The sequence below is a fragment of the Mycolicibacterium diernhoferi genome (genome assembly GCF_019456655.1).
GTDB classification, from domain to species: domain Bacteria; phylum Actinomycetota; class Actinomycetes; order Mycobacteriales; family Mycobacteriaceae; genus Mycobacterium; species Mycobacterium diernhoferi.
Window position 1 is genome coordinate 1,488,197 of the sequence record NZ_CP080332.1, and the last position, 19,208, is coordinate 1,507,404.

Here is a 19,208-nt window from a genome sequence, read left to right on the forward strand (position 1 = left end):
CTTCCGAAGATGACACCGTCCCAGCAGCCCCCGGTCACCGTGGTCGAACACCCGCTGGTCGTCCACAAGCTGAATACGTTGCGGCGGAAAAGCGTGTCCACCAACAGCTTCCGGCGCCTCGTCAGTGAGGTCTCGGCGCTGATGGCCTATGAGGTGCTGCGCGACATCCCGCTGCACGAAGAGGAGATCGAGACCCCGCTGGAGACCATGATCGCCAAGGTGCTCGACGGCAAGAAGCTGGTGTTCGTCTCCATCCTGCGGGCCGGCGGCGGGATCCTGGACGGCATGCTCAGCCTGGTACCCAGCGCCCGGGTCGGCCACATCGGGCTCTACCGCGACCCGTTGACCCATGTCGCGGTCGAGTACTACTTCAAGGTGCCCGACGATCTGCGCGAGCGCGATGTGGTGGTCGTCGATCCGATGCTGGCCACCGGGCATACCGCGGTCGCCGCGATCGACCGGCTCAAGGAGCACCACCCGCGCTCCATCAAGTTCGTCTGCCTGCTGACCTGCCCGGAAGGGCTGGCCGTGCTGCACGGCGCGCACCCCGACATCCCGGTGTACACCGCGGCCGTCGACCGGGAACTCGACGAACACGGCTACATCGTGCCCGGCCTCGGTGACGCCGGGGACCGGCTCTTCGGGACCTGACCGCCGGTTCGCATCGCCGCCGATCACCGCTGATCGGGTCGCACTAGACTGACCGGGTGGAATCGCAGACCCGCCCCGTTCTCGTCATCGATTTCGGCGCCCAGTACGCCCAGCTGATCGCCCGACGCGTCCGTGAGGCGCGGGTGTTCTCCGAGGTCCTCCCGCACACCGCGACGGTGGAGGAGATCAAGGCGCGCGACCCGCAGGCCATCGTGCTGTCCGGCGGTCCGGCCAGCGTGTACGCCGAGGGGGCGCCGCGGCTGGACCCGGCGCTGTTCGACCTGGACGTGCCGGTGTTCGGCATCTGCTACGGCTTTCAGGCGATGGCCCAGGCCCTCGGCGGGACCGTCGCGCACACCGGGACCAGCGAGTACGGCCGCACCGAACTGAACGTCACCGGTGGGCAGCTGCATTCGGACCTCCCGGACATCCAGCCGGTGTGGATGAGCCACGGCGACGCGGTCACCGAGGCCCCCGAAGGCTTCGAGGTGGTCGCGGCCAGCGCCGGTGCGCCGGTGGCGGCCTTCGAGAACCGGGCCCGCCGGCTGGCCGGCGTGCAGTACCACCCGGAGGTGCTGCACTCCCCGCATGGCCAACAGGTACTGAGCCGATTCCTGCACGAGTTCGCCGGGATCGGCCCGGCCTGGACGCCGGCCAACATCGCCGACCAGCTCATCACCCAGGTGCGCGAACAGATCGGCGACGGCCGGGCGATCTGCGGGCTCTCCGGCGGGGTGGATTCCGCGGTGGCGGCGGCCCTGGTGCAGCGGGCCATCGGGGACCGGTTGACCTGTGTGTTCGTCGACCACGGTCTGCTGCGTGCCGGCGAGCGCGGCCAGGTGGAGCGCGACTTCGTCGCCGCCACCGGCGCCAACCTGGTCACCGTCGACGTCGCCGACCGCTTCCTGGAGGCGCTGTCCGGGGTGACCAACCCGGAGGGCAAGCGCAAGATCATCGGCCGCGAGTTCATCCGTGCCTTCGAGGGCGCGGTGCGGGACGCCCTGGAGCGCCCCGACGGCGCCGAAGACGTGCCTGTCGAATTCCTGGTGCAGGGCACCCTGTATCCCGATGTCGTCGAGTCCGGTGGCGGTGCCGGCACCGCGAACATCAAGAGCCACCACAATGTCGGCGGTCTGCCCGACGACCTGAAGTTCAAACTCGTCGAACCGCTGCGCCTGCTCTTCAAGGACGAGGTGCGTGCGGTCGGCCGCGAGCTGGGCTTGCCGGAGGAAATTGTTGGGCGCCAACCCTTCCCGGGCCCCGGGTTGGGTATCCGCATCGTCGGCGAGGTGACCGCATCCCGACTGGACACGCTGCGTCGCGCCGATGCGATCGCCCGTGAGGAACTCACCTCCGCCGGACTGGATCAGCAGATCTGGCAGTGCCCGGTGGTGCTGCTGGCCGACGTCCGCTCGGTCGGCGTGCAGGGCGACGGCCGGACCTACGGGCACCCGATCGTGCTGCGCCCGGTGTCCAGCGAGGACGCCATGACCGCGGACTGGACCCGGGTGCCCTACGAGGTCCTGGAACGGATCTCGACCCGGATCACCAATGAGGTGTCCGAGGTCAACCGGGTCGTGCTGGACGTCACGAGCAAGCCGCCGGGCACCATCGAGTGGGAGTGATCCGCCGGTAACCGGTGAAATCGGCGGACCGGTGCACGCCGGATCTGCTAATTTGCCGCCATGGTCAATATTGCCGTGCGAAACGGGTTGGCCTGGCTGGCCGCTCTGGCGCTGCTTTCAACCGGCTGCAGTACCGCCGCGCCGGAGCCGGAAACATCCAGTTCGACTGTTGCGGAATCCAATTGGGGTTGCAGCGGGCGCATCGCCCGGCCGTCCAAGGTCAAGGAAATCGGCCCGGCGCCCGAGCCGGAACCGGCGGTCAACCCCGAGCCCGATGACGGTGTCTACGGTGACCCGGAGGCCGCGACCCGGTACTGGGCCGAACAGTCCGAGGGTGACTGCGGTCTGATGGCCACCCGGATGGTGATCGGCGAACTCACCGGCAGCGCGCCCACCGAGCGGGAGATCATCGATCTGGCCGCCGACACCCCGAGCGAGTGCAGTCCCGGCGAGCCGGTCTACGACGAGAGCATCGACCCGGCCGACGGCGGCGTGGGCCACGGCACCTGTACCACCGACCTGCTCCTGCTGCTCGACCAGTTCGGCATCGACGCGGACTACACCAACGACGATGTGGCGGCCGATGGCGGACCCGACACCGGTATGGACGCGCTGCTGGGGTACCTGAACGACGGCCGACAGGCCATCGTGTGCGTCAACTCGCGCGTCATCTGGGACACCGACGGGGACCGGACCAACTGCGGTCACCTGATCACGGTCGCGGCGGTCGACGTGCCCAACGACATCGTCTATCTCGGCGACAGCGGCGGCGAGGACACCCGCGGCGAGCAGGTCAGCATGGACGTCTTCGAGCAAGCCTGGAGCACCGGTGACCACGAACTGCTCGTCACCGATCCGCGCTGAGGCCGGGCCTACCGGGGTGGGTCGCCGCGCCAGCTGAAGCTGTTGACGTACTTACCCATGTCCAGCGCCAACTGCAGATTGGCCGCCGACGGCTTGCCGGAACCGAAGTCCGGGCCGAACGCGCGGTACGGGCCGACGGCCCCGGCGATGAGGGCCAGATCGTTCTTGACGGCGACCATCACGATGACGCGCATCCGGGTCGAACTGCTCATCGCGCCCTGCGGCCAGAGGTCGGCCACCAGCCCGTAGCCGGGTTGGTAACCGACCATCGTGTTCGGGATCTCATAGGCGGTCTTGGTGTCCGGGAAGGTCTTGTTCACCAGATCGACGGCGATCTCCCGCGGGCTGCGGCCCTCGGCCGGACGGCTGAACAACTGCATGGTGCCGCCGTCGCCGGCCTGCAGCACTGCGGTGACGCCGTTGTCGTGTTTGGCGACCTCGTAGGCGGCGTTCTCCACCGGATAGGACACCGAGAATGCGCCGTCGGAGGAGGTGAAGCGCGGATTGATCTCCACGGCGCGGTTCATCGGCGGACTGCCGCAATCCGGCGGGCAGATGTATTTGGGTGCGGGCTTGGAGATCACCCCGGACAGCCCGACCAGGCCCCCGGCCAGCACCACGATCGCGATACCCAGCACCAGCGCCACGTGGCGGAACGAGGTCTTGGGCTGCTGGAACGTCTCGAATGTGCCGGAGTGCAGGGAATAACCGGGCGCCAACCCGACGACGATCTCCTCGGCCGCAGGCTCCTCGGCGAGCCGGATCGGGCGGTCGTCGCGCCGGGCCCGCCGGGACCGGCGCGACGATGCGTGCATGGCCGCACCGCAATTCGCGCAGAACGGTGCATCGGGCACCACGTGGTCGCACTCCAGGCACAGGATCGGTTCGTCGGCGCGGATCTCGTCCTGCGCCTCGTGCAGCAAGGCCAGGTGCAGGCCGATCCGCAGCGCGAACAAGGCCATCCCGGTCAGCGTCAGGTGCAGGGCCAGCTGGAGCAGCTGGGGGATTCGGGCGACGTCGACCACACCCAGCGAGGCGTACACCGCGATCACCGCGAGCGCGATCAGAACGAGGACCCCGCGGACGAACCCACGGTTCTTGAGGACCTTCGACGGCGGCCGGGTGAACCACAGCGCGGTGCCGATCAGGCCACCGACGGCAGCGGCGGTGAGCGGCATGGCGATTCCGCGGATTCCCGCCTCGACGAGCAGGCCGTCCAACGGGCGCACCCGGTTGATCATCCCGGTGGTGAACTGCGGCGCCAGCCGGGTCAGGGTGGCCGCCGCGGTGAAGGTCAGGGCGCCCAGCGCGCCGATCGCGTAGCCGTCCAAGGATTCTCGATTTCCCCGCCACGCGAACCGGGCCACCAGCGCGGGTACCAGCATGAGCAGCATGCTGCCCACCGGCACCCCGATCCCGTCGCGGAGGATCCTGTCGCCGGCGATACCGGCACCCAGCGGGACACCGTAGGCGCGGGCCAGCGCCGCGCCGGTGAGGAGTACCCACCCGACGCCGAGGGCGATCCCGAGCGTCACCGTCAGCGCCAGCGTGCTGCGCGGAATGTCGCGGGACACACCGGATTCGCGCAGATACAGGGCGAACAGCAGCGGCAGGCCGAGGGAGGCGATCGCGATGAGCGCCGCGGGCATCCGCAGCACCGTGGCCACCGTCAGGGCGGCCCCCAGTAGCCCCAGGCCCATCAGGAACACCTGGCGGGACCGCGGCGGCAGATGCGGGAACAGCGAGCTGGTCAGCGCCGGGGAGAGCAGACGCTGGCCGGGTGCGGCGCTGAACGCGCGGGCCCGCAGCCAGTGCGGACCGTCGCCACTCTTGTGTTCGGCCAGGGGAACGCCGCAGAGCCCGCAGTAAACGCCAGCGGGAACATCGACCTTGCAGACCTGGCATTCGACCATGCCCGGAGCGCTCATCGGTGTTCTCGCTTCTTCGCGCGAGCGCTCATCAGGCCTGCACCTTCTGGGCGATCTGGAGATTGAGCACCAGATTGTCGACGTCCGGGGTGCCCAGCCCGGTGACCAGGTCATAACCCGGACCGGCGTTGTCGACCGCGTTGCCGCCCAACGTGACGTCGCGGAAGGCGGGCCGCGGCGCGCCCTGGGCGATGCGGTACAGCAAGGGGTTGATGTCGCCGATCAGGCTGCCGTTGTTCTCCAGCAGGTACTGGTTCATCACGGCGGTCAGGCCGGCCCAGATGGGCGCCGACTGCGAGGTGCCGCCGCCGACGACCATCTGATCGTTGAGGATGATCTTCACCCCGGTGAACGGGTCGGCCACCGCCGCGATATCCGGTGTCATGCGCTTGCCGATATTGCGCTGCGGTGGGACCGCGGCCGCCGCGAGGCGCTGCCAGGGTGGCAGATCGAAGAGCGCCGAGACACCGCCGCCGGTGCCCTGGGACAGCGGGACATCGAACCAGGTCTGCTCGGACACCCATCTGCCGTCGGCGTCGGTGGACAAGGTGGTGCCGCCGACGCTGGTCATCTCGGGCAGTGAGGCGATCGAGTCCAGTCCGATGTCCTGCTCACTCGGTGGTGACGACCAGTCTTGTCCGCCACGGCATTCCATACCGGCCAGATCGCCGCTGGCGTTGTAGGCGGTGGTGCCGTGCGACTGGGCGGTGCGCAGCGCGGACCGGACCGGGGCCAGATCGGCCGCGGTGATGAGTTTGTCGCAGCCCCAGCCGATGGAGAAACTCCACACCGCACCGGGGAACCGACGGTCGGTGTCCTCGAGCATCTCGCCGATCTTGCGGTAACCGCCGCCGCCCTCGACGGTGGGGCGGGCATTCACCACGACCTTGCGCGCATCGGGCGCAATGGCGTGTGCCACTTGAAGATCCATCGACAGCTCACCGCGCGGCTCGCCGGGTGATCCGCCGACGACCTCCGGGGTGAACGGGGGAAGCCCGAAGGTGGAGCTGAACTTGTCCAGGTCGGACTGGCGGAAACCGTCGAAGGCGAAGACCACGATGGTGATTCCCTTACCGGTGAATCCGCCCCGGGCCAGCTCGTCGGCGTTGTAGGTGTTCAGCAACGCGCTGGGGGACAGGCCCTGGTCAGGGACATCGAGGGGGATGTGGTCGGGTCGGGACATGTGATGGGGTGTGTAACTGAGGATCCGGCCGATCTCGGACACCTCCGCGCGCAGATGCTCGGGCACCGCCGGCTGATGCGGTGAGGCGTAGAAGAACTGGCCCCGGCGGCCTTGGTAGTCGCGCACGGAGACATCGAACGCCCGCTCGACGGCATCGGGTGAGCCCTCGACGATGACCCAGTCGTCGCCGGGGCGCCACTGGACCGACAGCGATTGGTCACGGGCCCAATCCATCAGTGCGGTGGGGCGTGATTCATCGGCGAGGGTGGCGGTGAGTTCGATGCTCTGCTCACGGGCGGGTCCGAGGTCGGTGGACGCGTCCAGCAGCGATGCGAAGGGGCCCTCGATGAGCAAGGCGTCGGGGTGGTGGTCACCGAGGGAAAGGTCGACGGCGAGCACCCCTGCTCCGATGAGGAGTAGGGCGGTCAGGGAGCGTGCGAGCACCGTTCTCATGGTTGTGCCGCGAACGAAGGGCGGGTCCGAGAAGTATCCGGACCCGCCCCGTTCATGATGGTTTCGCTCAGTCGTTCTGCTGCGGGTCGAAGGTCTGCTGAGGTGCGGTCACCGGCGGGGTGAACACGCCGCCGCCGGGGTTGATCGACTTCTCGGTCGGGGTCAGCGAGGGCTCCGTGGTGGTGGTCGTGGTGGGCGACTCTTCGGGCTTGTCACTGTCGCTGCTGCACGCTGCGGTGAAGCCGATCATCGCGAGGATGGCGGCACCGCCGACCGCTGCGGAGATGCGACGACTCAGAGTGGTTGCCATATTCAGTCCTTTACTCGTGTCTACGTGGTGAATCGTCGGTCTGCGCGTTGGTCCGCGAAAACCGTGTGCAGCAGTCCCATTCGGAGAGCGGGATCTGGTGTCAGAAACTGTAACGCAGCGCCTGTATCAGTGCATTCCCTTATCTGGTGCCGGATCGGAGGGGATTTGGGGCGGCTATCTGGTGGTCTGTCCACCGCTTGACTGCCGGGGCGGCTGCGGTGTTTACTCGAGGCATCGAACAGGTGTTCGAATATGGACTGTTTCCGATGATGCTGGAGGTGCTGCTGTGGTGGCGGCGATGGACCTGGAGAAGCATCGGAAAGAGCGCGCTGAACAGGTAGAACAGCTACGGCAAAGGATAGCCGAAGTTTCTGGGAGGATGGCGACCCCGGGTGCGCGCAGGGTGTCCGGGGATGGCCTGCAATCGGCTCCAGAGAGTTTGCTGGAAACCCCGGATCGGCCGATCAACGCCGCCGTCGAGGCGTTGCCGGAGCCCGAGGACCCCGGCCCGCTCTCGCGGCTGTTACCCCGGGGGACGGTGGCGGTGTTGTCCGGGGCCCGGTCACCGGTCCTGCGAATGGTGGCCGCCGCCACCGCGGACGGCGGACACGTGGCGATCGTCGGGCAGCCCGATATCGGGCTGATGGCGGCCGTCGAGATGGGTGCAGATCTGAGTCGGGTCGCGGTGATTCCGTACCCGGGTTCGGACCCGGTCGAGGTGGCCGCGGTTCTGCTGGACGGCCTGGATCTGGTGGTGCTGGGGCTGGGTGGCCGCTCGGTGCCGATGAGCAGGGCGCGGGCGGTGACCGCGCGCGCACGGCAGAAGGGGTGCACTCTGCTGGTCACCGGCGGGGATTGGTACGGGGCCTCGGCGCGGCTGGATGCCCGGGTCTGCGGGTATGAGATGGCCGGTGCCGGTGGCGCAGCCGTCCCCGGTCGGGGCCGGATCGGCCGGGTGCGGGTGGACACCCGGACCCGGAGCCGGATTCCCGGACGGCCGCGCATCGCAGTCGGAGGTTGACGGTGTCCCGGGTTCTCGCACTCTGGTGCATGGACTGGCCCGCGGTCGCCGCGGCCGCCGCCGTGGGGTTACCCGCCACCGACCCGGTGGCGGTCACCCTGGCCAACCGGGTCATCGCCTGTTCGGCGGCGGCCAGGGCGGCCGGCGTCCGGCGTGGGCTGCGCCGCCGCGAGGCGCAGGCCCGGTGTCCGCAACTGCATGTCGTCACTGCCGATCCGGCGCGCGATGCCCGTCACTTCGAGGTGGTGACGGCGGCGGTGGATGAGGTGGTGCCCCGGGTGGAGGTGCTACGGCCAGGACTGCTCGTGGTCGCGGTCCGTGGGGCGGCGCGCTACTTCGGGTCCGAACAGGCGGCCGCCGAACGACTGGTGGATGCGGTGGCGGCGGCGGGGGCCGAATGCCAGACCGGTGTCGCCGATCAGTTGCCCACCGCGGTCTTCGCGGCCAGGGCCGGGCGCATCGTCGAGCCGGGCCGGGATGCGTCCTTCTTGTCCGGGTTGTCCATCCGGCAGCTGGCCGCCGAACCCAGTCTTGCCGGGGCGGGCCGGGGGGATCTGGCAGATCTGTTGTGGCGGATGGGGATCCGCACCATCGGGCAGTTCGCCGAGTTGTCGCGAACCGATGTGGCCTCCCGGTTCGGTGCGGACGCGATCAATGCCCACCGGTTCGCGTGCGGCGAACCCGACCGCGGACCGTCCGGGCGGGAGCTGCCTGCCGAGCTGGATGCCGTGCTGGACTGTGACCCGCCGATCGACCGGGTGGATGCGGCGGCCTTCGCCGGCCGGTCCCTGGCCGGTGAACTGCACCGCCGGCTGGAGGGCGCCGGAGTGGGCTGCACCCGGCTGGCCATCTCGGCGGTCACCGCCAATGGTGAAGAAATGGACCGGGTTTGGCGGTGCGCGGAACCGTTGACCGAGGATGCCACCGCCGACCGGGTGCGGTGGCAACTGGACGGCTGGCTGACCCGTCGTCGTGATGACCGGCCTACCGCCCCGATCGTCACCCTGCGATTGCATCCGGTGGAGGTGGTCTCGGCCGGGGCGCTGCAGCTTCCGCTGTGGGGGTCCTCCGGCGATGAGGATCGGCTGCGGGCCCGCCGGGCCCTGGTGCGGGTGCAGGGTCTGCTCGGGCCCGAAGCGGTTCAGGTGCCGGTGCTCAGCGGCGGGCGGGGACCGGCGGAACGGATCACCTTCACCGCGCTGGGCGACGAGCCGGTCCCGCAGTCCGACCCGACCCAGCCCTGGCCCGGACAGCTGCCCGAACCGTCACCGGTCGTGCTGCTCGATGATCCGGTGGAAGTGCTTGATGCCGAAGGAAAACCGGTGCGGGTGACGCACCGGGGATTGTTCTCCTCGGACCCGGTGCGGTTGGAATCCCCGGGGCACGGCGGAGATCTGAGCTGGTGGACCGGGCCCTGGCCGGTCGACGAACGGTGGTGGGATCCGGAACGCAAACCGGTGGGCCGGACCGCGCGGGCTCAGGTGCTCGTCGCGGCCGACCGGGCGGGTGAGGACGAGGTGGGCCGGGCCATGCTGCTGTGCTACCGGCAGAGCCGGTGGTATGTGGAGGGCATCTACGAGTAGTCCGGGTCGGTCAACCGGCGGGCGAACGGGCCGACCCGTTCGATGAAGCGGTCGAAGAACGCCGCCGGGTCCACCCCGATGCCGATGCGCGCGTTGTGATCCCGGCCCCAATGGCCGCGCCAGTCGGCGACCGTCATCCCGCGGGTCAGGGTTCCGGTCAGCTCGACGTCGACGGTCGCCTGCTGATACAGCACGAGGTCGGGGTCCAGCGCGACGGCGGCGGCCAGCGGGTCGTGCAGGTGGGCCAGATAGCCCTCGCCCTGGTCGAAGTGGAACTCGAAGTAGAAGCGCAGCGCATCCTCGAACACCTGGATCAGCGGGTTGGTCGCCGTCGAACGGGTGCCCCGATCGTCGAGCACACTCAGCTGCGAGGAGTCCGAACCCGCCGCCGCGGCGAGTCGACTCAGGATCGACGGCGTCATCGCCACGTTCTCGGTGAGGTTGAGCCCCAACACGATCGGTAGATGCGTGGGGGCGTGCAGCCCCCAGGCCGCACCCCACACTGCGAACACCTCGGCGGCGGCCTCCGGGTCCACGTGGGTGTTCCATTCCGCGACCGCGGTCGTGTTGCCGCGGTAGTCGAACGCCCCGCCCATGATCACCAACCGGCGCAGCAGCCGGGGCAGGGCGGGCTCCAGGCGCAGCGCCAACGCCAGGTTGGTCAGCGGGCCGGTGGCCAACCCGATCAGCTCACCCGGATGCTCGCGGGCAGCGGTGACCCAGGCCTGGGCGGCGTCATACGGGGTGAGCGACCGATCGGTCTGCGGCAGGTGGGCGTAGCCCAGTCCCTCGGGTCCGTGGGTGTCCTCGGCGGTGCGCAGCGGAATGCTCAACGGCGCCGCCGCGCCCAGGGACACCGGAACATCGCCGACACCGAACAGCTCGAGCAGCCTCAGATTGTTGATCGCCACCTGCTCGGCGGGCACGTTGCCCGCGGTCGACGCGATGCCCACCACGTTCGCGTCCGGGCTGGCGAACAGATAGGCCAGCGCCATCGCATCGTCCACTCCGGTGTCCACATCGGCGAACACCGGCAGTGGTGCGGTATTACTCCCTGTCACGCCGCCCACGATAGGGCGGGGCGATCACCAATGCACACCCGGAATCACCCGCACGGCACGCTTGACCGGCCGGGGGACCCGCACCGGCCGTGTCGCGCGGGCCGGACGCCGCGGCCGGCGCTGCGGCGCCCCGGCATCGGGGACCATTTCCCCGCGCGCCGCCGCCGAATCCGGGTAGCCCAGATACAGCCGATGCAGCACCCGCCGGGACAATCTCGGTGTGAAGTAGGTGCCCAGATCCGCCAGCGTGCCCAGCGGAGTGTCGATGCGGGCCGGCTTGTCGACCAACCCACGCACCACCATCGCCGCGGCATGCTCGGCTGTGATCGGCGGCACAGGGTTCAGCCGGCGCGACGGCGCGATCATCGGGGTGCTCACCAGGGGCATGTGGATGTTGGTGAAGGTGATGTGATCCGACAACGTCTCCGTCCCGACCACCTCGGAGAACGCGTCCAACGCCGCCTTGGTCGGCAGATACGCGCTGTACTTGGGGCTGTTGGCCTGCACACCGGCACTGGACACGTTGACCACGTGGCCGAATCTGCGTTCGGTCCAGTGCGGCAGCAGCGCGAGCACCATCCGGACCGCGCCGAAGTAGTTGACGGCCATCACCCGTTCGTAGTCATGCAACCGGTCGGTGGACGCCGCAACCGAGCGGCGGATGGACCGGCCGGCGTTGTTGACCAGATAGTCGACATGGCCGAACCGGCTCAGGATGTCCTTCACCGTGTGGTCCTCCGAGCCGGAATCGGTGACGTCGCAGGTGAATGCGTGCGCCTCGCCGCCGACGGCGCGGATCTCGGCGATCAGCTCATCGAGCGCCTCGCCATTGCGGGCCAGCGCGAACACCGTGGCGCCGCGCTGCGCGATGGCGATCGCCGAGGCCCGCCCGATACCGCTGGACGCGCCGGTGATGATCACGTGCTTGCCGGTCAGCGGGCCGGCCGGGTCGTCGCGCCGCGCCCGGTCGGGGTCCAGGTGCTCGGCCCAGTACCGCCACAGTTTGCCTGCGTAGGAACCGAACTCGGGCACCTCGATCCCGGTCCCGGCCAGCGCCGCTGCCGTCCGGTCCGCGGTGAACGTCGGTGCCAGGTCGACGACGTCGAGGATCTCGGCGGGCATGCCCAGTTGGGTGGTCGCCATGTTGCGCAGCACTCTGGCCCGGCCGGTGGCCTTCAACACCGGCGCGACGACGTTGCCCGGTATCGGGACGCGCAGCGGGGGCAGTCCGGCCTCCTTGGCGATGCCGCGGTAGATTCCCTGCAGTCCAATGGCTTTCGGTGCGATGAGGTGGAACGTCCGCCCGTCGGCGCCGTCCACATGCATCAGGTGCACCAGCGCGTCGGCCACGAAGTCCACCGGCACGATATTGGTGCGCCCGGCGTCGGGCACCGCCATCGGGGTCACCCGCGGCAGCACGGCGAGCTTGGCCAGCACTCCGAAGAAGTAATAGGGCCCGTCCACCTTGTCCATCTCGCCGGTGCGCGAATCTCCGACCACGACGGCGGGTCGGTAGATGCGGTAGCGCAGCCCGGCACTCGAGCGCACCAGCTGCTCGGCCTCGAACTTGGTCCGGTGATACGGACTCGGCAGGTTCTGGGCGACGTCGAAATCGTCCTCGGTGTACTGCCCGTGGAAGTCGCCGGCGACCGCGATCGACGACAGATGGTGCAGGGTGGCGCCGAGGCGCCTGGTCAGCCCGATCACGGCCCGGGCGCCCTCGACGTTGGCGGCGTGCTGTGCCTGTTCGGTGGCGGTCATGTCGTAGATCGCGGCGCTGTGCACGACGTGTTCGACGGTGCCGAGCTCGGCGATGGCCTCGGCGCTCAGCCCGAGATCCTCCGCGGTCAGGTCACCGACCAGCGGTTTCACCCGCGGACCTCAGTCGCGGGCGAGGCGTTCGAAGCGTTCCAGGGATCCGCGCCGGACCAGCACGGACACCTGCGCCTCCGGTTTCTCGGCCAGCAGCCGGGTCACCACACGACTGCCAATAAACCCGGTACCGCCGGTAACGACATAGCGCATGTGGTGATGGTGCTCCCCGGGTGGGCAAAGGTCAACTATGGTCCCGGTCACACCTGAAACTCATCGCGAAGGGGACCCCATGCCGATCGATCCCGGCAGTGTCGGCGCCACGACCGAGCCGCAGATCTTCACCTGGACCGACCGCGAGACGCTGCTCTACGCGCTCGGTGTCGGGGCGGGCACCGAGGACCTCGCCTTCACCACCGAGAACAGTCACGGCATCGAGCAGCAGGTGCTGCCGACCTTCGCGGTCATCGCCTGCTCGGCGTTCCCGGCCGCGGCGCTCATCGGTTCGTTCAACTTCGGCCAGTTGTTGCACGGCTCCCAGGGGATCCGGTTGTACAAACCGCTGCCTCCGGCGGGGGCGCTGCGGGTGCACGCCGAGGTGGTCGACATCCAGGACAAGGGGGAGGGCAAGAACGCCGTCGTTGTCTTCAAAGGCGTTGGTGTCGAACCGGAATCCGGTGCAGTGGTGGTGGAAACCGTGAGCACCATGGTGATCCGGGGTGAGGGCGGGTTCGGTGGTCAGCCCGGACAACGTCCACCCGCCCCGGACTTCCCCGACCGGGCTCCGGATGCGCGGTTGGCTCTGCCCACCCGCACCGACCAGGCGCTGCTGTACCGGCTTTCCGGCGATCGCAACCCACTGCACAGCGATCCGTGGTTCGCGCAGACCCTGGCGGGCTTCCCCACACCGATCCTGCACGGCCTGTGTACCTACGGGGTGGCCGGACGCGCATTGGTCGCCGAACTCGCCGACGGTGACGCGACCAGGATCCGCGCGGTGTCGGCACGGTTCAGTTCGCCGGTGTTCCCCGGCGAAACCCTGACCACGTCGATCTGGCGCACCGAGGCCGGCTGTGCGGTGTTCCGCACCGAGGCCGCCCAGCCCGACGGCTCGCAAGCCCGCTGGGTGCTCGACGACGGGACGGCCGAATACAACTGATTTCGTTGGTCCAAACGCCGGTGCGCACCGCCGCGCGTTGACAGGATGAACCGATGAGATTGGTTGTCGGATACCTCGCCACCCCCGGCGGAGCGGACGCGGTCGCCCTCGGCGTCCGGTTCGCCCGCAGCCTGGGCGCCGAGCTGGACGTGTGCATGGTGCTGCCCCCGGACCGGGGTGTGCCCGCGAAGGTCTCCACCGGAGGCTATGAGGAACTGCTCGCCGAACAGGCCGGGCAGTGGTTGGCCGATGCGCTGGCCGAGGTACCCGACGATGTTGTGGCGCACCCGCACGTGAGTTTCAGCGAGTCCACCGCCGACGGGTTGCTCCGGGAGGCACACCGCCTGGGTGCACAGGCGGTCATCGTCGGCGGGTCGGGCGGCGGGCTGGCCGGAAGTTACTCCCTCGGTTCGGTGGTCAACGAACTGTTGCATTCGGCACATGTCCCGGTGGCGGTTGCCCCGAAAGGAACTCGGTTGTCGTCGGTGGCGCGGGTGCGGGAGGTGACCTGCGCCATCGGTCAGCGTCCCGGCGCCGACGTGTTGCTGAGCACCGCTGTGCGGGCGTGTGAAGCCGCCGGCGTCCCACTCCGGCTGGTATCGCTGGTGACCCTGGATCCGATGGTCGGCTCGTTGCGCGGGGACGCCGACGCGCATCGCGCGCGGGCGCTGGATCACGCCCACCGAGCATTGGACGAGGCAAAAGTCGGCCTGCCCGAGGGGTTCTCGGTCACCGCCACGGTTGCCGACGGCAGCTCGGTGGAGGATGCGGTGAGTCGATTGCCGTGGCGCGACGGTGACGTCATCATGGTCGGCTCCAGCCGGCTGGCCGCACCGCGCCGGTTGTTCCTCGGTTCCACGGCGGCCAAGATGCTGCGGGTGCTCGACGTCCCGATGATCGTGGTTCCCAGAACCACCGACGAGGAGACCTCATGACCGATCGGCAGGCCGATGCGGTCACCGGGACGATCCATAAGGGCCTGGCCGAGGGTAAGGTCGGCACGCTGTCGGGCGCCATGCTCGGAATTTCTTGTGTGGCACCCGGTTACACGCTGACGGCGAGCATCGGGGTGATCGTCGCGGCGGTCGGATTGAAGATGCCCGCAATCTTCATCGCCGGCTTCATCCCGATGTTCCTGACCGCCTACGCCTATCGCGAACTGAATTCGCGGGCTCCGGACTGCGGGGCGTCGTTCACCTGGTCCACCAAGGCTTTCGGGCCGTATGTCGGCTGGATGTGCGGGTGGGGAATGGTGGTCGCCTCCATCATCGTGCTCTCCAACCTGGCGGCGATCGCGGTGGAGTTCTTCTATCTGCTCATCGCCCGTGTCGCGAACACCCCCGAGATCGCGGACATCGCGGGCAACAAACCGGTCAACATCGCCACCACCCTGGTCTTCATCGCGATCGCCGCGCTGATCGCCTGCCGGGGGATCACCACCAGCGAACGGGTGCAGTACGTGCTGGTGGCGTTCCAGTTGGTGGTGCTGGTGGTGTTCGCCATCGCCGCCTTCGTGCACGTCGCACGCGGTGATGCGCCGGCGGGGCTGAGCTTCGACCTGGACTGGTTCAATCCGTTCACCGGGCTGACGCTCGGGGTGTTCGCGATCGGGCTGACCGGATCCATCTTCGCGTTCTGGGGTTGGGACACCTGCCTGACCCTGGGCGAGGAGTCCAAGGACCCGGACAAGGTACCGGGGCGGGCCGGGTTGTTGTGCGTGATCTCGATCCTGATCACCTATCTGCTGATCGCGGTCGCGGTGATGATGTACGCCGGCGTCGGCGAAGAGGGGCTGGGGCTGGGCAATCCGGACAACTCGGAGAACGTGTTCGGTGCCCTGGCCGACCCGATCCTGGGCGACTGGTTCGGCCCGCTGCTCTACCTCGCGGTGTTCGCCTCCTCGATGGCCAGCCTGCAGACCACCTTCCTGCCCGCGGCACGGGCCATGCTCGCGATGGGGGCCTACAAGGCGTTCCCGGCCCGCTTCGCCGAGGTGAGCCCGCGCTTCCTGACCCCGGTCTATTCCACGGTCGTCGCCGCGGTGGTCACCGGCAGCTTCTACACCGTGGTGATGATCCTGTCGGACAAGGCGTTGTGGGACACCATCGCGGCGCTGGGCATCATGATCTGCTGGTACTACGGCATCACCGCGTTCGCCTGCGTCTGGTTCTTCCGCCGGGAGTTGTTCGACAACGTGCACAACACCGTGTTCAAGTTCCTGTTCCCGCTTCTGGGTGGGTTGATGCTGGCCCTCGTGTTCGGCATCGCGGTCGGCGAGAGCATGAACCCGGAGAACGGTAGCGGGGCCGCGATCGGTGGCATCGGGCTGGTGTTCTTCATCGGGTTCGGACTGCTGGCCCTCGGTGCGGTGCTGATGATGGTGATGCGGGCGCGCAGCCCGGAGTTCTTCGCCGGCGAGACGCTGCGCCGCGAGACGCCGGCGCTCAAGGGCTAACTGCTCGCCGGCGGGGGCTTTGGCTCGAACGGTGTGTACCACCACCATTGGGCGCGTTCGCCGGTCGGCCCTTTGCACGGTGGTACGTCTGGTGGGTCTGTGGTGGGTGGTCGGGCCAGGGATGCCCCGGTCATCGGATTTCCGTCGCTGTCGATGACCACCAGCCGGTCGGCGGGCCCGGTGAGGGTGATATCACCGCGGTGATGCGTGCGATGGTGAAACGGGCAGAGCAGCACCAGATTTGAGAGCTCGGTAGCCCCGCCGTTCTCCCAGTGCACGAGGTGATGGGCGTGCAGACCGCGGGTGGACCCGCAGCCGGGCACCACACACGACTTATCCCGGTACTCCAGGGCTCGGCGGAGTCGGCGGCTGATGGTGCGGGTGGTCCGCCCGGCCCCGATCGGGGTGCCGTGGCGTTCGAACCACACCTCGCAGGTGGCGTCGCAGAGCAGGTAGCGGCGTTCCTCATCGGTGAGGGCGGCTCCCAGATGCAGGGCGGCGACCGGTTTGTCGGCGTGGCGGTCCAGGTCGACGTGCGCCACGACGGTGGTGCGGGCACCGTGCGGGCGCGCGGCGACATCGGTGTCCCAGCCGGCCTCGATCAGGCTCATGAACGCATCGACGGTGTCCGGGAAGGGCGGTGCCTGCTCGCAGGTCTGCGCACCGGCCTGCTCATCGTCACTGTCACCGGCGTCGTGATCACGTCGCCAGTCCGCGACCAACGCGTCCTTGTGCGAGGCCACCGCCGCGTCGAACTTCGCGGCCTCCAGCTTCGGCAACCGGATCTTGTACGTCGTATACCCGTCACTGTCATAGGAACTGAACCCGCGCTTGGGTTCGGGCTTGCGGTCGGGATCGGGGCGGGGTTCCTGCTTGACCGCGGTCCGCAGCTGGGTGACCGTGGCGTACTGCACCAGATTCGCGTAGTGGTCATCGCAGCCCGCGCCGGCCCGTTCGGCGATCACCGCGACCCGGTCCAGCGACAACCGGCCCTCCCGCAATCCCTGTGCCAGACGCGGCAACTCGTCGAGGCGGTGCGCCACGGCGACCATGGTCTCGGCATTGCGCGGGGTCACTCCGGCCTTCCAGGCCACCAACGACTCGATCGAACGGCATCCGGTGGCACCCCACAGCGGGTTGCCGTCGGCCGCACCTCTGCCGTCGATCTCGGCGATGATCTCCACCAACCGACCATCGATGGCGTTGCGCTGCCCGGTCAGCTCCGCGATCTCCGCGAACAACGCATCCAGCCGCGGCTCGACGTAATTCTCGGCGAAAGATGTTGTCGGGGGCGGCATACCAACATTCTCGCAGAGGGGTCCGACAAGTTCCGAGCCTGCGCACCGCAACGGGGTACGATCCGTTCAGACCAAGGTCCCGCCGTCGACGCGCAGCACCGCCCCGGTGACATAGGAGGCCCGGTCGCTGAGCAGCCAGGCCGCAGCCTCGGCGATCTCCTCGGGTGCCGCCGCCCGTCCCAACGGGGTCTGGGCCACCAGATCGTCGATCACACCGGGACTTTCGGCATCCCAATCTCGGATCATCTCGGTCAGCGTGGTCCCGGGGGTGATGGCATTGACCCGGATTCCCTCCGGCCCGTAGGTGATTGCCGCCGATTCGGTCAGACTGTTCACCGCGCGCTTCATCGCGCCGTACGCCGGCAGCGCCGGGTTGCCGCGCAGACTGCCCACACTGGAGGTGTTCACGATGGCGCCGGACCCGGAGGTGGCCCGGATGGCGGCGACCTGGGCGCTGATCGCCAGCCAGACACCCTTGAGGTTGACCGAGTAGACGTGATCGAAGTCGGCCTCGGTCACCGTGTCGAGCGGCCCGGGTGACGTGTTGACGGCCCCGTTGTTGAAGGCGATGTCCAGCCGGCCCCACAGGTCGAGGGCGCGCTGCACGGCAGCGTGCACACTGGCGCCGTCGGCGAGGTCGCACACGATGTAGTCGGCGGTGCCACCGGCCGCCCGGATGTCCTCGGTGACCGTCTTGAGTTGGCTCTCGGTCCTGGCGGCCAACAGCACCGTCGCACCTTCCCGGGCGAACAGTCGTGCCGCGGCGGCGCCGATGCCGCGCCCGGCGCCGGAGATGAATGCAACTTTGTCGGCCAGCAGGCCCGTCTTCGTCGTCATGGTGTCGAGCCTGCGCCCGGGCCGGAGTTCGGATCCAGGTACCACCGATACCTGGCTGCGATCGGTCCCGGTCCGGACAATGGGGACGTGGACAAACGTGAGTTGGGGGCGTTCCTGCGCAGCAGGCGGGAGCGGATCGCCCCCGCCGATGTGGGCCTGCCGGCGGGCCCGCGTCGGCACACCCCGGGCCTGCGCCGCGACGAGGTCGCTCATCTGGCCTTCATCTCCACCGAGTACTACACCCGCCTCGAGCAGGCCCGCGCGCCGCACCCCTCCCGGGAGGTGCTCGAGGGGCTGACCCGCGCGCTGCGGTTGACCGACAGCGAGCGCGCTCATCTGCACCTGCTGGCCGGTGTCGAACCGCAGCGCCCGGTGGGCCCGCCGCGGGCGGTGCGCCAGAGCATCCTGGATCTGCTGTACCGGCTGCCTCAGGCGGCGGCGATCGTGCTGTCGGCGACCCACGAGGTGCTGGCCTGGAATGATCTGGCCTGCGCGCTGATGGAGGACTTCTCGGCGCTGCCGCGCCGGGACCGCAATCTGCTGCGCCGGGTGTTTCTGGGGCCGAAGGGGCCGGGTGGGCGACGGCTTTACGGGGTGTCCGACGTCGACGAGTTCGCGCGTACCAGTGCCAAGCAGCTGCGTGCGGCAGCGGCCCGCTACCCCGACGATCCCGAGGTCGCCGGCCTCGTGGAGGAGCTGCTTTCCGGTAGCGAGGAGTTCAGGACGCTGTGGGAGTCGCACGACATCGTCGACCGGGTGGCGCTGTGTAAGACGTTCGCGCATCCGGTGGTCGGGGCGGTGTCGGTGAACTGCGATGTGCTCGACATCGCCGACCGCGATCAGCAGGTGGTGATTTATACCGCGCAGCCGGGATCACCGTCGGAGGAGGCGCTGCGGCTGCTGTCGGTGCTGGGGACTCAGCGGATGGATGCGCCCGGCTGACTGTCGAACACATGTTCGATATACTG

The 19,208-nt window shown here is 68.9% G+C and carries 15 protein-coding genes and 1 pseudogene; 9 read left to right on the forward strand and 7 right to left on the reverse strand.

Annotated elements, in window-relative coordinates:
* Window positions 1-9: 9 nt before the first annotated feature.
* The 3 genes from upp to K0O62_RS07120 are packed head-to-tail and all read left to right on the forward strand — an operon-like array spanning window position 10 to window position 3,140.
* On the forward strand, window positions 10-651 hold the full coding sequence (upp, locus tag K0O62_RS07110; RefSeq protein WP_073856475.1) for a uracil phosphoribosyltransferase: 642 nt from the start codon (window positions 10-12) through the stop codon (window positions 649-651).
* A gap of 56 nt (window positions 652-707) precedes the next feature.
* Window positions 708-2,276, forward strand: coding sequence for a glutamine-hydrolyzing GMP synthase (guaA, locus tag K0O62_RS07115; RefSeq protein WP_073856476.1), 1,569 nt, complete (start codon window positions 708-710; stop codon window positions 2,274-2,276).
* Window positions 2,277-2,336: 60 nt separating this feature from the next.
* On the forward strand, window positions 2,337-3,140 hold the full coding sequence (locus K0O62_RS07120; RefSeq protein ID WP_073856477.1) for a hypothetical protein: 804 nt from the start codon (window positions 2,337-2,339) through the stop codon (window positions 3,138-3,140).
* A gap of 8 nt (window positions 3,141-3,148) precedes the next feature.
* Here K0O62_RS07120 and K0O62_RS07125 read toward each other — a convergent pair whose 3' ends face one another.
* From K0O62_RS07125 to K0O62_RS07135, 3 genes are all read right to left on the reverse strand, one after another.
* Window positions 3,149-5,068 carry a phosphatidylglycerol lysyltransferase domain-containing protein gene (locus K0O62_RS07125; protein ID WP_073856478.1) on the reverse strand — a complete coding sequence of 640 codons (1,920 nt, stop codon included), beginning with the start codon at window positions 5,066-5,068 and terminating at the stop codon, window positions 3,149-3,151.
* A gap of 31 nt (window positions 5,069-5,099) precedes the next feature.
* Window positions 5,100-6,704, reverse strand: a complete 1,605-nt coding sequence (locus K0O62_RS07130; protein WP_073856479.1) for a S53 family peptidase — start codon at window positions 6,702-6,704, stop codon at window positions 5,100-5,102.
* 67 nt (window positions 6,705-6,771) lie between these two features.
* Window positions 6,772-7,014: a hypothetical protein gene (locus K0O62_RS07135; protein WP_073856480.1), complete on the reverse strand. Its 243-nt coding sequence runs from the start codon at window positions 7,012-7,014 to the stop codon at window positions 6,772-6,774.
* Between the two features lie 286 nt (window positions 7,015-7,300).
* Between K0O62_RS07135 and imuA' the strand changes: the two genes are divergently transcribed.
* Window positions 7,301-8,035 carry a DnaE2-dependent mutagenesis accessory factor ImuA' gene (imuA', locus tag K0O62_RS07140; RefSeq protein ID WP_073856481.1) on the forward strand — a complete coding sequence of 245 codons (735 nt, stop codon included), beginning with the start codon at window positions 7,301-7,303 and terminating at the stop codon, window positions 8,033-8,035.
* Between the two features lie 29 nt (window positions 8,036-8,064).
* Entirely contained in the window at window positions 8,065-9,618 is a 1,554-nt protein-coding gene (locus K0O62_RS07145; protein ID WP_073856482.1) for a DNA polymerase Y family protein, read from the forward strand.
* Here the strand turns inward: K0O62_RS07145 and K0O62_RS07150 are convergent.
* Together K0O62_RS07150 and K0O62_RS07155 are read right to left on the reverse strand one after the other, a co-directional pair.
* A complete protein-coding gene (locus K0O62_RS07150) occupies window positions 9,609-10,679 on the reverse strand; it encodes a nucleoside hydrolase (protein ID WP_272939081.1) in 1,071 nt (356 codons plus the stop codon). The two genes, K0O62_RS07145 and K0O62_RS07150, sit on opposite strands and share 10 nt — an antisense overlap.
* Before the next feature lie 24 nt (window positions 10,680-10,703).
* Window positions 10,704-12,704: pseudogene (locus tag K0O62_RS07155) on the reverse strand (SDR family oxidoreductase).
* 79 nt (window positions 12,705-12,783) lie between these two features.
* On the opposite strand from K0O62_RS07155, the gene K0O62_RS07160 reads away from it, so the two are divergent.
* Genes K0O62_RS07160 through K0O62_RS07170 form a run of 3 tightly spaced genes read left to right on the forward strand, consistent with a single transcriptional unit; the run spans window position 12,784 to window position 16,105 of the window.
* Window positions 12,784-13,650 carry a MaoC/PaaZ C-terminal domain-containing protein gene (locus K0O62_RS07160; protein WP_073856483.1) on the forward strand — a complete coding sequence of 289 codons (867 nt, stop codon included), beginning with the start codon at window positions 12,784-12,786 and terminating at the stop codon, window positions 13,648-13,650.
* A 53-nt stretch (window positions 13,651-13,703) separates the two neighbouring features.
* The gene (locus K0O62_RS07165; RefSeq protein WP_073856484.1) at window positions 13,704-14,585 is read left to right on the forward strand and encodes a universal stress protein; all 882 of its coding nucleotides are present in this window, start codon (window positions 13,704-13,706) and stop codon (window positions 14,583-14,585) included.
* Window positions 14,582-16,105 (forward strand): APC family permease, encoded by a 1,524-nt coding sequence (locus K0O62_RS07170; protein WP_073856485.1) that lies wholly within the window; start codon window positions 14,582-14,584, stop codon window positions 16,103-16,105. Before K0O62_RS07165 ends, K0O62_RS07170 begins: the two co-directional genes overlap by 4 nt.
* Here K0O62_RS07170 and K0O62_RS07175 read toward each other — a convergent pair.
* Both K0O62_RS07175 and K0O62_RS07180 read right to left on the reverse strand, forming a co-directional pair.
* Window positions 16,102-17,403: an HNH endonuclease signature motif containing protein gene (locus tag K0O62_RS07175; protein WP_073856486.1), complete on the reverse strand. Its 1,302-nt coding sequence runs from the start codon at window positions 17,401-17,403 to the stop codon at window positions 16,102-16,104. The two genes, K0O62_RS07170 and K0O62_RS07175, sit on opposite strands and share 4 nt — an antisense overlap.
* Window positions 17,404-17,469: 66 nt before the next feature.
* Window positions 17,470-18,240 carry an SDR family NAD(P)-dependent oxidoreductase gene (locus tag K0O62_RS07180; RefSeq protein WP_073856487.1) on the reverse strand — a complete coding sequence of 257 codons (771 nt, stop codon included), beginning with the start codon at window positions 18,238-18,240 and terminating at the stop codon, window positions 17,470-17,472.
* Between the two features lie 87 nt (window positions 18,241-18,327).
* On the opposite strand from K0O62_RS07180, the gene K0O62_RS07185 reads away from it, so the two are divergent.
* On the forward strand, window positions 18,328-19,182 hold the full coding sequence (locus tag K0O62_RS07185; RefSeq protein ID WP_073856488.1) for a helix-turn-helix transcriptional regulator: 855 nt from the start codon (window positions 18,328-18,330) through the stop codon (window positions 19,180-19,182).
* Window positions 19,183-19,208 lie beyond the last annotated feature (26 nt).

Excerpts from the sequence above, each read along its gene's own strand:
- K0O62_RS07180 (WP_073856487.1), bottom strand. The coding sequence starts at position 18,240 with ATGACGACGAAGACGGGCCTGCTGGCCGACAAAGTTGCATTCATCTCC.
- K0O62_RS07120 (WP_073856477.1), top strand. The coding sequence starts at position 2,337 with ATGGTCAATATTGCCGTGCGAAACGGGTTGGCCTGGCTGGCCGCTCTG.
- K0O62_RS07165 (WP_073856484.1), top strand. The coding sequence starts at position 13,704 with ATGAGATTGGTTGTCGGATACCTCGCCACCCCCGGCGGAGCGGACGCG.
- K0O62_RS07145 (WP_073856482.1), top strand. The coding sequence starts at position 8,065 with ATGGACTGGCCCGCGGTCGCCGCGGCCGCCGCCGTGGGGTTACCCGCC.
- upp (WP_073856475.1), top strand. The coding sequence starts at position 10 with ATGACACCGTCCCAGCAGCCCCCGGTCACCGTGGTCGAACACCCGCTG.
- K0O62_RS07130 (WP_073856479.1), bottom strand. The coding sequence starts at position 6,704 with ATGAGAACGGTGCTCGCACGCTCCCTGACCGCCCTACTCCTCATCGGA.
- K0O62_RS07170 (WP_073856485.1), top strand. The coding sequence starts at position 14,582 with ATGACCGATCGGCAGGCCGATGCGGTCACCGGGACGATCCATAAGGGC.
- K0O62_RS07125 (WP_073856478.1), bottom strand. The coding sequence starts at position 5,068 with ATGAGCGCTCCGGGCATGGTCGAATGCCAGGTCTGCAAGGTCGATGTT.
- K0O62_RS07175 (WP_073856486.1), bottom strand. The coding sequence starts at position 17,403 with ATGCCGCCCCCGACAACATCTTTCGCCGAGAATTACGTCGAGCCGCGG.
- K0O62_RS07160 (WP_073856483.1), top strand. The coding sequence starts at position 12,784 with ATGCCGATCGATCCCGGCAGTGTCGGCGCCACGACCGAGCCGCAGATC.
- K0O62_RS07135 (WP_073856480.1), bottom strand. The coding sequence starts at position 7,014 with ATGGCAACCACTCTGAGTCGTCGCATCTCCGCAGCGGTCGGCGGTGCC.